The organism is Varibaculum prostatecancerukia, assembly GCF_943169825.2.
Lineage (GTDB): Bacteria > Actinomycetota > Actinomycetes > Actinomycetales > Actinomycetaceae > Varibaculum > Varibaculum prostatecancerukia.
This window is the reverse complement of record NZ_OW968402.1, coordinates 979,567-991,182: the sequence shown is the minus strand read 5'-3', so window position 1 is coordinate 991,182 and position 11,616 is coordinate 979,567. Positions and strand designations below refer to the sequence as shown.

The 11,616-nt window shown below is 53.9% G+C and carries 8 protein-coding genes and 1 tRNA gene; 4 read left to right on the top strand and 5 right to left on the bottom strand.

All coding sequences use genetic code 11. The features are described from left to right. Nucleotides 1-16: 16 nt before the first annotated feature. Both ettA and KO216_RS04240 read right to left on the bottom strand, forming a co-directional pair. Entirely contained in the window at nt 17-1,699 is a 1,683-nt protein-coding gene (gene ettA, locus KO216_RS04245; RefSeq protein ID WP_215523047.1) for an energy-dependent translational throttle protein EttA, read from the bottom strand. Nucleotides 1,700-1,803: 104 nt separating this feature from the next. After that, entirely contained in the window at nt 1,804-2,478 is a 675-nt protein-coding gene (locus tag KO216_RS04240) for a single-stranded DNA-binding protein (RefSeq protein WP_215523046.1), read from the bottom strand. Nucleotides 2,479-2,634: 156 nt separating this feature from the next. On the opposite strand from KO216_RS04240, the gene KO216_RS04235 reads away from it, so the two are divergent. After that, a tRNA-Arg gene (locus tag KO216_RS04235) sits at nt 2,635-2,710 on the top strand. 104 nt (nt 2,711-2,814) lie between these two features. Here the strand turns inward: KO216_RS04235 and orn are convergent. Continuing rightward, entirely contained in the window at nt 2,815-3,441 is a 627-nt protein-coding gene (gene orn, locus KO216_RS04230) for an oligoribonuclease (RefSeq protein ID WP_215523045.1), read from the bottom strand. A gap of 105 nt (nt 3,442-3,546) precedes the next feature. On the opposite strand from orn, the gene ilvA reads away from it, so the two are divergent. Further along, the gene (ilvA, locus tag KO216_RS04225) at nt 3,547-4,794 is read left to right on the top strand and encodes a threonine ammonia-lyase IlvA (RefSeq protein WP_215523044.1); all 1,248 of its coding nucleotides are present in this window, start codon (nt 3,547-3,549) and stop codon (nt 4,792-4,794) included. Between the two features lie 113 nt (nt 4,795-4,907). Here the strand turns inward: ilvA and KO216_RS04220 are convergent, their stop codons facing one another. Then, nucleotides 4,908-8,018, bottom strand: coding sequence for a UPF0182 family membrane protein (locus KO216_RS04220; RefSeq protein ID WP_215523043.1), 3,111 nt, complete (start codon nt 8,016-8,018; stop codon nt 4,908-4,910). A gap of 118 nt (nt 8,019-8,136) precedes the next feature. Between KO216_RS04220 and KO216_RS04215 the strand changes: the two genes are divergently transcribed. Further along, nucleotides 8,137-8,754: a PPA1309 family protein gene (locus tag KO216_RS04215; protein ID WP_215523042.1), complete on the top strand. Its 618-nt coding sequence runs from the start codon at nt 8,137-8,139 to the stop codon at nt 8,752-8,754. On the opposite strand, the gene KO216_RS04210 is transcribed toward KO216_RS04215, so the two are convergent. Then, nucleotides 8,714-9,805: a YlbL family protein gene (locus KO216_RS04210; protein WP_215523041.1), complete on the bottom strand. Its 1,092-nt coding sequence runs from the start codon at nt 9,803-9,805 to the stop codon at nt 8,714-8,716. The genes KO216_RS04215 and KO216_RS04210 overlap by 41 nt on opposite strands. A gap of 126 nt (nt 9,806-9,931) precedes the next feature. On the opposite strand from KO216_RS04210, the gene KO216_RS04205 reads away from it, so the two are divergent. Next, nucleotides 9,932-11,524, top strand: coding sequence for a zinc-dependent metalloprotease (locus KO216_RS04205; RefSeq protein ID WP_215523040.1), 1,593 nt, complete (start codon nt 9,932-9,934; stop codon nt 11,522-11,524). Nucleotides 11,525-11,616: the final 92 nt, after the last annotated feature.

The window sequence follows — 11,616 nt, the reverse complement described above, 5'->3', positions numbered from 1 at the left end:
AGCTATTTTACATCCGTTAGGCGCGGCGTAAACGGCGGTGAGTTACCCGATGCGGACGCGCAGCCTCCGCCCCCAGGCGGTCAACCTTATTCTTTTCATAGGACTCGAAGTTGCCCTCGAACCAGTACCAGTTCGCGGGGTTTTCTTCGGTTCCTTCCCACGCCAGAATATGGGTGGCGACCCGGTCGAGGAACCAGCGGTCGTGCGTGATTACCACTGCACAACCCGGGAACTCCAGGAGCGCATTTTCCAGGCTGGCTAAAGTTTCCACATCCAGGTCGTTAGTGGGCTCGTCCAGCAGCAGCAGGTTTCCGCCCTGCTTGAGGGTAAGCGCCAGGTTCAAACGGTTACGCTCCCCACCAGAAAGCACCCCGGCAGGTTTTTGCTGATCCGGGCCTTTAAAACCAAACGAGGCCACATAAGCGCGCGAAGGAATAGTCACGCCCCCCACGTCCAAGAAGTCCAGACCGTCCGAAACTACTTCCCACAAGGTCTTATCGGGATCAATCCCGGCACGGTTCTGATCCACATAACTGACTTTTACGGTCTCCCCAATATCGAGAGTTCCGGAATCGAGTTCCTCGAGCCCCACAATCGTCTTGAACAAAGTGGTTTTTCCGACCCCGTTCGGACCGATAATTCCTACGATTCCGTTGGGTGGCAGATTGAAGGACAGATCCTTGATCAGTTCGCGATCCCCAAACCCTTTACAGAGTTTATCGGCACGCAAAACCACGGTTCCTAGGCGGGGACCGGGCGGAATCTGGATTTCTTCAAAGTCCAGTTTCTTGGCGTGTTTGGCTTCTGCCTGCATTTCCTCGTAGCGCTGCAAACGTGCCTTAGATTTCGCTTGGCGCCCCTTAGCTGAAGAACGCACCCACTGCAGTTCCTCTTTTAGACGCTTAGCTAGTTTCGCATCCTTGCGTCCCTGGACTTCCAGGCGTTCCTGCTTCTTTTCCAGGTAGGTGGAATAGTTACCCTCATAAGGATAAAGACGCCCGCGATCAACTTCCGCAATCCATTCCGCCACGTGATCCAAGAAATAACGGTCGTGGGTAATAGCGATAACTGCCCCCTTATAGGAGTGCAGATGCTTTTCTAGCCACAGGATAGATTCCGCATCCAGATGGTTAGTAGGCTCATCCAGTAACAGCAGGTCAGGTGCTTTTAGCAGCAGCTGGCAGAGGGCGACCCGGCGGCGCTCCCCACCAGAAAGCACCGAAACCGGAGTTTCCGGAGGCGGGCAACGCAAGGCATCCATCGCCTGCTCCAGTTGAGAATCCACATCCCAGCCATCGGCGGCATCAATCTCTGCCTGCAGAGTACCCATTTCCTCCATGAGGGCATCGAAGTCGGCATCCGGATCCGCCATTTGCGCAGAGATCTCGTTGAAGCGATCAAGTTTGGCCTTTAGGGGGCCGACACCTTGCTCCACGTTTTCTTTAACCGTGAGATCATCGTCCAATTCTGGCTCTTGCATCAAGATGCCGACGGTATAGCCGGGGGTAAGCCGCGCCTCCCCATTGGAGGGCTCATCTAGACCCGCCATAATTTTGAGGATCGAGGATTTACCGGCTCCGTTAGGGCCGACCATGCCGATTTTGGCTCCCGGAAGGAAAGCCATAGTTACATCGTCCAAAATGACCTTGTCACCTAGAGCTTTACGGGTGCGGATCATTTGGTAAATGAATTCTGCCACTGCTGCCACTTTCTGCCAGACGGGTATTGTTTCTAATACCCAGAATAGTGGAGTTAAAAACGCAAAGCGAACCCCCGCGCGACTAGGTGGCGACTAGGTGGCGACTAGGCAGCCTCTCCGCTGAAGGTAGTTTCTAAAATATACTCCCCTTCCGGGTCGAGGGCGCTTTCCGCGGTGCTTGCTTCCGAGGACGCAGGCGGATTGTTCCCGGAAGCAGTTTTTGCCCCCGAAGCGATGATTTCCCCGGTGTCAGGATCTACCGTTTCTGCAGCTGCCTGGCCCTCCGCAGCTTGTTTCCCTGCCGGTTCTGTTCCCGGGGAAGTCTCGAACTCGCCCTCGGGATCGGCCAGCGAACCGCTACCTTCTTTGCCAGGGGAAGCAAAATTTCCCCGTTTAGGGAGCGCACCTACCATTCGCACAAAGTTAGATTCCCCCATGGTCAGGTCATGCCCCAAAGAAGATGCGGTTAGCTCTAGCCCGTAGTGGGTAACCTGCTCTTTGTCCTGCCATTTAGAACGGATCAACCGCCCGCTCGCAATAATCGGATCCCCCACCCGAATGGAGCGGGACACATAGTGCGCGCCCCACCCCCAAACTTTTACCCGGACCGTCAATGACTCCCCTTTCTGCCAGTTCCCCTGGCTATCGCGAGAGTACGGGGTATGCATCACCCGAAAAGTGCTAAGCGCCTTTTCGGGTTTCGCGGGATCGGGACGGTGAAAGGTGGGTGCGGTCGCTACCCAGCCGGTAAAGGTAACCTCAATATTGGCTTTGCTCATGATTCCTCCTGGTGTTGATTACCTCACCATGATGCAAATCGGCTTTGAGATTTTTAAAAAATAAATCTGCGCCACCAGGAAAAAGCGTGATTATCTACCTCTGAGGACAAGGAATTAGGACGCGGGAGATTTCCAGCTAAACTTGAGGAACAACCAGCCCCCGTAGCTCAAAGGATAGAGCAAGGGCCTTCTAATCCCGAGGTTGCAGGTTCGATTCCTGTCGGGGGCGCCAAACCGCAGGTAAATCCGTTTACCTGCGAAATTTGTGGCAGCTAAATCCCCGATTTCTAAAACTTTAGGCCGTAGATGATCCGAGATTTTTCGTCCCGAAACCAGCTAGGCTCCCAGCCCTTGCGCTAAAACCTCTTTCGCGGCCGCCTCGCATTCCTCACTGCTCGGCCCTTCCCCTGCCGGCCAAAGTACCTTGCGGTAGTAGCGCAGCTCCTGGATAGATTCGCGAATATCGGCGAGGGCGCGGTGTCCCCCATGCTTTTCTGGGGCGTTATAAAAGGCGCGCGGATACCAACGCTTCGCCAACTCTTTCACCGAAGAAACATCCACTAAGCGGTAATGCAAATGCGAGATTACCTGCGGCATTTCTTTTTCCAGGAACTGTTTATCAGTCCCTACCGAATTGCCGGCCAGCAGCGCCTGTCCCTGACCAGGCACAAAACGCTTAATATATTCCAAAACCTGTTTTTCGGCCTCCTCCAGCTCTAGCGCCGCCGGAGATTCCAGTTCCTCCAGCAAACCGGACTTGGTGTGCATTTCGCGCACAAAATCCCCTATATTTTCTAAGGCGCCCGCTTTGGGTTTAATCAGCAGGTCGATACCTTCATCCACAATATTGGTTTGCCCGTCAGTGATGATCACCGCCACCTCTACCAGGCAATCCTGCTCTAAATCCAGGCCGGTCATTTCGCAATCGATCCACACTAAAGGATCTTTCAGATTATTTGTCATACCTTTAGCCTAGTCCATCGGCTTTGGATGCCAGATAGCGAAAAGCAAAAGCACCCGCAAGCCAATTCTCGATAGGTTATTAACTATCGATTTTTTGGAGGAACAATGAGCACAGTTACCGCGAAGGATATAGAGGTGGCTGCCGGGGTATTAGCCAAGGTAGCTACCAAAACTCCGCTGCAAAAGAGCGATCGTTTGAGCGCAGAAGTAGGCCGTCCAGTTTATCTCAAGCGCGAAGATCTGCAGATTTGCCGCTCGTTTAAAGTGCGCGGCGCCTATGTGCGGATGGCAGCCATGGATGAAGAAGAACGCGAGGCCGGGGTGGTGTGTGCATCGGCGGGTAACCATGCCCAAGGAGTTGCCTATGCCTGCGCACACCTGGGAATACACGGCACGATTTTCTTACCGGCCTCCACTCCCCGGCAAAAGCGCAAACGGATCGCCACTATCGGCGGTAAATGGGTAGAACCGGTAATTGTAGGCGGCGACTTCGATGAAGCTAATCGGGTGGCCGCCGAGGCCGCTAAGGACGGGGGCAAGGTTTATGTGCACCCCTACGATGATCCCTACACAATTGCTGGTCAAGGCAGTATTGCGGTGGATTTAGATTCCCAGCTGCCGGATGATACCGATATGATTTTGATTCCAGTGGGAGGCGGCGGTTTGATTGCCGGAATGGCCACTTGGCTGAAAGCCCATCGCCCCGGTATCCGGATTGTAGGGGTGGAATCTGAAGGCGCGGCCTCGATGAAAGCGGCGGTTCAGGCGGGGAATCCGGTTTCCTTAGAACACGTAGACTCTTTCGTAGATGGTACCGCTGTAGGCAGGGCCGGGGATTTAACCTATCAGATTGTGCGGGAACTGGTCGATGACCTGGTGGTGGTGCCTGAGGGTGCGGTTTGTACCGAAATGCTCGACCTTTACCATTCCGAAGGGGTGATTGCGGAGCCGGCCGGAGCGCTAGCTTCTGCGGCGGCGCGTAGCTTCTTACCGCAAATTCCCAACGGCTCAGTGGTCTGCCTGGTCTCTGGCGGCAATAATGACCTCTCGCGCTACGCAGAGGTAACCGAGCGTTCTGGGCGTTACGAAGGTTTACGCCACTACTTCCTGGTGACCTTCAATCAGGAGCCGGGGGCTTTACGGGCATTTTTAAATGACGTGCTCAGCGAAGGTGAAGACATCATTTACTTCCAGTACACCAAGAAAAATAACCGCGATACCGGACCAGCACTGGTGGGGATTGAACTGCCGGATCCCACCGATATTAAGGGGCTGCGGCGCCGGATGGCGGCCTCTCCCCTGCAGGTGCAGGAAATCGATCCTTCCTCCCAGATCTTCAAGATCCTGGTTTAGGAATAAGTAAAGCGCTAAGTTAATCCCGGTTTAGACAAAAGCTAAAGGGCTAGGCTGCCAGTTTTACCTGGCGACCTAGCCCCCTAACTATGGCACTTTCGTGCTACTTGCAGTTATTTGGCTGCCTTAGCGCCCTCGTCCTGAGCAGAAACCGCCCGCGAAATCGCGTCATCCAGGGACTTTTGGGCTTCGCCGTACTTCGCCCAGTCGCCCGCCTTCATGGCACTGTCCGCATCTGCCATCGCTTTCTTGGCGTCCTGCAGAGCGGTGTTTAGCTTCTCTTGCGCGCTGGGGGCTTTAGCGGAAGGTTCTCCCGCTTTACCTTTAGCAGCCGGAGCCTTCTTATTGCCGTCATTGGAGGCAGTAACCGCCCCGGAATCTCCCCCGAATACCTGATCCAGGGCTTCTTTAAGGGTAGGCGCGAACCCAACCTTATCGCCGAAGCCAACCAATACACTTCTAAGCTGCGGATACTGGGTAGTACCGGTGGATTGTACATACACCGGCTGCACATAGAGCAGACCGCCACCTACTGGCAAAGTCAGCAGGTTGCCACGGATAACCCGGGATCCCTGTTGATCTTGCAGGTTCAGCTCCCGGTTAACTTCCGGGTCAGAGTTAAACGTGTTTTGCACCTGACCGGGGCCGGGCACAGTGGTATCCGATGGCAAAGCCAAAAGTCGCATCTTGCCGTAGCCTTTGCGAACTTTACCTTTCTCATTACCGGTTTCAGAGTCAACCGCTAGGAAGCCGGCCATGGCCGCGCGCCGACCTTCACCGCCAGGAATAAACACTGAAGTCAAAGAGAATTCGGCGCTGCCTTGATCGGTGTTCTTGCCGGTAGGCATATTCATGGTCAGGTAATAGGGCGGCTGCAGTTTGCCCGATCCTTCCAGGTCACGCGAAGTGGCAGTGGGGTCTTCTGAGAGTTTCCACTGGTCACCACCGGTGTAGAACTCCGAAGGGTTAGTGACGTGGTAGTTAGCCAATAGTGCACGCTGAGCCTTGAAGTAATCCTCCGGGTAACGCAAGTGACTCATCAAATCCCCACTGATCTCAGACATGGGCTTTATCTGGCCGGGATAAATCTTTTGCCAAGCCTTCAGAACCGGATCCTGTTTATCCCACTGATACAGCTGCACCGAACCGTCATAGGCGTCAACTACGGCCTTAACCGAGTTGCGCATATAGTTCACGTTATTTTGCACCGCGAACTGCGCGGTTTTGGCAGTAGCCGTATCTGCAGTCGCATCCGTGAGGTTAAGATGCTGGGAATAAGGATAGGAATCAGTGGTGGTGTAGGCATCAACGATCCACACCAACCGTTTCTTCGCACCCTTCTTGGCATCCATATTTACAATCGCGGGATAGACACGCGAATCCAAAGTTAAATAGGGGGCGACTTTCGCTACCCGCAACGCTGGATCACGATCATAAAGAATCTGAGACTTAGGGTTGATTTGATCTGAGAAGAACAGATCAGTAGAGCGGAACTTCAAGGCAAACAGTACCTTGTTTAAGAAGTTCCCGACCTGGGGGCCACCATTACCATCAAAAGTGGTGTAAACCTGCTGGTTATTCTTGGCGTCTTGGTAATCCAGCTCTTTAGGATCCGCGCCTTTAGGGGCTCCCACGATGGAATACAACGGAGAGGCCTGCGAGAAGTAGATTCGCTTCTCGTAATCCCCGATTTCACCATATTCTTTAGCCGAGAGGGAAGATTCCCAATAGGAAGGCAACCCCTCGGAAGTTACTTGGTTACCGTAGGCGGCAACCACCCCGAAACCGTGCGTGTACACCGTGTGGTCATTAACCCAGTTACGCTGGGAATTAGCCAAACCATCCAGGTTAATATCACGCACCGCAATCACGGTGTCCCGCTTTTCCATCTTTCCGTCCTTATCCGGGAAGTTATAGCGGTCAACCGCGAACTGATCCGGGAAAGAATAGTAAGGACGCGACTGCTTCATCTGCCGAACTGCCGGGGAAATAATCTCCGGATCTAAAAGCCGAATCTGCTGGGTGGAGTCCGCGTCCTTACGCAACTGATTGGCGCTAGTTTCATTGGTGACCTGATCATAGGAAATCAGGTCCAGATCCTTCATGCCGAAGGCATCCAAAGTGGCCTTGATATTGCGGTCAATATATTGACTTTCCAGTTCCCTCTCGTTGGGGCGTACCCGGAACTGCTGAATAATAAACGGATAGCCTGCCCCAATAACTAGGGCAGATACCACGGTTACCGCGATACCCGCTGCCGGCAGGTACCAGCCGCCTCTAAAGGACGCGAATACAAATAGCGCCGCCACAATTAGGGCAATAACCGCCAAAATCGTGCGAGCCGGAATAATCGCGTGCACATCGGTGTACATGGCGCCATCAGTTGGCGAGTTTTGCCCATAAACCATGGTCCAGCGATCAACGAAATAGGTCACGCCGACCATCACCGAAGAAATCGCCAGCAGGATCCCCATATGGATACGCGCAGGCTTAGTAGCTTTCGCCTTGGGAGTTACCGTCATTGACCCCAATAGGTAGTAGGCAATCAAACAGGCAACTAGGGAAATCCCTAACAAAGTGAGCAGGAAAGTTACCGCCATATCGATTAGCGGCAGACGGAAAACGAAGAAAGAAACATCAAACCCAAATTGGGGATCTTTTTTCCCGAAGGAACCACCGGTGAACGCCACCAGCACTTGCCGCCAACTAGCCGCCATCCCCGTTGCCAGGAATATAGCGATTAGGGCGGGAATCCCCAAGAAGATTCCCCGACGATGACGGGTAAGAGTAGACCGATAAGACCTAATAGAGGCGGCAATGGTCCCCATCTCGGGGCGATTACGATAGGCAATCTGCAAGTTGAGTGCCACAATCGCCCAAGCAATCAAGAACGATGCCAAGAACATGCCTCCGGCAGCAATCCACTGGGTGAGCAGTACCCGCAAATACCCGGTCTGGCAATACCAGAGAATCTCCGTCCACACCTGCGAAGCCACCAGCAGTAAAACAACTAGCGCGACGATTACGCCAATAGCGATACCGAGTGGCCCGGGTTTCTTAAACTTTATTTGCGGCAAGGGCGCACGTCCGCCGCCTCCGGCTCCCTGGGAACCGCCGCTACTGTTTCCGCCACCTCTGCCGGCTCCAAATCCGCCAGGAAAGCCACGGAAACCACCGCCTTTACCGCCGCCGAAGCCAAGATTTCCAAATAAATCGTTACTCACGAGCCCCTCCGGGTTTTTCTCGATATCTGCCTGTACGCATTCTTTCACGTTTAGGGTTTTTACTCACCCCGGAAAGCGTAACTAGCCGCCACGCTGTAGAAGATGGCAACATAACACCATGACTACTTCACCGGATCTATCTGACGCGGGGCTGTCACTGCGCCTAGCGGTTTCCTCTTTAGAAAAAGACGTAGCTCAGCTGGGATGGGACCGTTCCCCGAGTCTTTTTGCCTTTGTCTATACCAAGTCGATTTTCCCGCAGCTAGCGGGTGAGATGGATCCGATCGAGGCAGATCAGCTACGCGCGGCCCTAGCTGAAAATCCCCTACACCTGACCGCAGTCCTCCAAGACCACCTTCCTCCTGCAGATTTAATGGACACTCTGGGGCATCTAGTTTTCGGTGAGGACGTGGCGGGAGTCGCGGTCTCTATGGAACGTTTCCTGGTTTCCCCGCAAGCGGATGCCGATGCCCCTGCGGATCCGCGGGAGCGCGAAAAGTTCTTACTTGCCCATCCCTCTCGCCAAGACGTACGGATTGTAGCCGGCGCTACCCGCGATGGAAACACCTGGTGTGCGAGTCGCGCCCGCGCCGAAGATAGCGACGAGATGGTGGCGCAAGGGGAAAATATTGTTCCGGAACTCCTAGAGGCGCTAAAAGCCATGCTGGTTAGTGACGAGGAACTAGCCCAGCTGGCTAGCGAGCCGGACAGCGCGGGAGTTTCTGACGCTGATTAGCAGCAATTTGCGAGGCGACCTGGCGTGCCTGATGCAGATCTTGTACCGGAACCGCCCGGATTCCTTTAATCGGTTTCACCTGCGGGCAATTCGCTTTCGGCATTAAAAACCACTGGGCGCCATCTTTCTTGGCACCCGCCATCTTTTGGGGGATCCCCGAAATCGCCAGCACCTGTCCCCCATAGGAAATCGCGCCGGTTCCCGCTATCTCTTTTCCACCGGTCAAAGAGTCCGCGCTCATGCGGTCAACAATCCCGAGCGCAAACATGGTTCCCGCCGATGGTCCCCCCACTTCCTGCAAAGCGATATTGATATCCACCGGTAGTTTGGCCTGGGGATTCAGGAAAATTCCCAGTTGGGATCCTTGGCGGCCATCGCTAGGTTTGCGAGTTTTCCCAGTAACCGAGATGTTTTTATCCTTCCGCTGGACGCTGAAGGTCAGTGAAGTTCCCGGCGGGGTCTGCTCTAAAACATCAAAAAGTGAGTTGGCGAGCTCTAAATCCTGGGTTTCCCCCCGGGAGGTAACCGTCCGCAGAATATCGTTTTCCTTCAGTTTGCCCGCGAAATCGGAATCCTCGGCTATTCCAGTGACTTTGAACTTTGCCGGAATCTTGTATCCAAGTTCGCTAAGCGCCGCCACTTTGGCGCTGAGCTGCGAATCCTCCATCTGCGCTTGTGAAACCTGCTCCACCTGTTTTTCAGTAGCACCTTCCGGATAAACCGAAGATTCGGGTAAAACCTCGGTGAAAGAACGCATTTTCGCCAGCAACACTTCCGCGTAACTTACGTGGGTTCCTGGTCCGCCTCGCATCGAAACCGTTACCATCCGCAGCTGCCCTTCAGTGGGATAGGTTTTCGCGCCCTCAACTTTAATAATTCGCCCCTGCCCAGACTGGGAGCCGAGAACATCGAAGGTGGGACCTGGGGATTCGATTACGAAGGGTGCGCGAATGGCAAAACCAAGAACCAGGAAACCGACCAATGACAAGGTCATCATGGCTTTACCGATTCTCCCCTGTCGGCGAGCTTTTTTCGACTGTTTCCCGGCCACGATCCCTCCTTCTTTAGGTCTCAATTATGCTCCGCCCAAGGCGAAACTAGCACTGCTACCTAGTCCTTAGCCAGCAATACCGATACTCTTAAAGACAGTAGTCAATTTTTAGGGGGTGTGCAGCACTTGGAGGAGCATAGCGGCGGTGAGCAGCGACCGGAATGGTTCAAAATGCTTAAACAGATGCTAGGAGAAGAGGCTGCTGAGGACGCCTATCGCCAGTTACAAGAGCACGGTATCGACCCCGAAAAACTGACGGGAGGCACGATTCCGCTCCCGTTCTCTGCTGGCGGTTCCAATGCTGCCAGCCAGCTAAAACATTTCTTCGCTCCCCACGAGGGCGCCGTTAACTGGCAGGCAGCCACGGAAGTGGCTTCTTCCCGCCTCCCCAGTAGCGCCCCCACCAGCGCTGCCCAAGCGCAAAGGATTCGCGAACAGCTTTCGGTGGCGGATTTATGGTTAGATGCGGTTACCACTTTGAGTCCCACCGTCACCACCCGAGTGGCCTGGACGCCTAAAGAATGGATACAGGCGACTTTGCCGGCATGGCAGCGCCTTACCGAGCCGGTCATCACTAACGTAGTGCGAGCATTTACCGAGGCTATCGGGGAGCAACTAGAGCGCCAAGGCATTGACCGCGAAGAAATGAAGGCTTCAGCGGCCATTCCGGGAGTCGGGCAGATTCTCGGCCCTATGGATCCAGATTCTTTACTGAAAAACCTGGCTGCCGGACTTTTTGCAGTCCAGATTGGGCAGGCTATGGGGCAAATAGCGCAAGCTGCTTTTGGTTCTACCGACATCGGGATTCCTTTGGCAAAAGAAAAAATCATGGGGTTGGTGCCGGTAAATATCGCCGCCTTTGCTAAGGATTTAGATATTACTGAATCCGAGGTCAGTCAATATATCGCGGTACGCGAGGCCGCTCATGCCCGCCTTTTCCATTCGGTACCTTGGCTGCGCCATAAGTTATCGCAGCTTATTGGCCGCTATGCGCAAGAAATTCGGGTCGACGGGGAGGCGATTGATCGTTCGGTCAGAGATTTACAAGACCGCCTCCAAGAACAATTTGGGGAGGGCGAAGGCGCGATTGGTTTCCCGCTTGGAAACTTCGACCCCTCCAACCTGGGGATTGGAATACCCGCCGATATTTTCGCGGCTGAAGAAACTGACACCCAACGGCAAGCGATGGAAGATTTGCAAACCGTATTGGCGTTGATTGAAGGCTGGGTTGATGAAGTTTCCACTCGGGCGTGTATGCCTAACTTGGAGCATGTAATCCAGTTGCGCGAGTTAATGCGGCGGCGCCGGGCTACTACTTCCCCAATCGAGAAGGTGCTAAAACCACTGATCGGAATGGAACTTAGCCCCAAGTATTCTCGCCAGGCCGCTAATCTTTGGTCCGCGCTGCTCAGCGAGCAGGGAATGCAAAAACGTGACCAACTCTGGTCACACCCGGATATGATTCCAACTTTGCAAGACTTAACTGACCCCGAAAACTTTGTGGCTGAAAGCAGCAAAGAACCAGAGAAAGACCAGGTAGACCAGGATCTAGATTCTTTGCTTTCCGGAACTTTAGGTTGGGCGCAAGGACTAACCCCGGAAGTTGATTCTCAAGGTGATCAAATGATGGGCAATCCCCACCCCCACGACCATAGTGAGGACGGGGAAACTCCTCCTGAGGACAGCGCCCCAGATTCACCCTCTTCGGACGAGTCCTAATGGAAACGATTACCTAAAGAGGTAGCAGGTAAATAGATTTTTAAAATAGGTTATCCACACTTTTAGAGTCGCTCTAGTTTCGAAAGCGGCAC

What these genes read in the sequence shown, in the direction of transcription:
- KO216_RS04240 (WP_215523046.1), bottom strand. Translation starts at nt 2,478, where the DNA reads ATGAGCAAAGCCAATATTGAGGTTACCTTTACCGGCTGGGTAGCGACC.
- orn (WP_215523045.1), bottom strand. Translation starts at nt 3,441, where the DNA reads ATGACAAATAATCTGAAAGATCCTTTAGTGTGGATCGATTGCGAAATG.
- ilvA (WP_215523044.1), top strand. Translation starts at nt 3,547, where the DNA reads ATGAGCACAGTTACCGCGAAGGATATAGAGGTGGCTGCCGGGGTATTA.
- KO216_RS04215 (WP_215523042.1), top strand. Translation starts at nt 8,137, where the DNA reads ATGACTACTTCACCGGATCTATCTGACGCGGGGCTGTCACTGCGCCTA.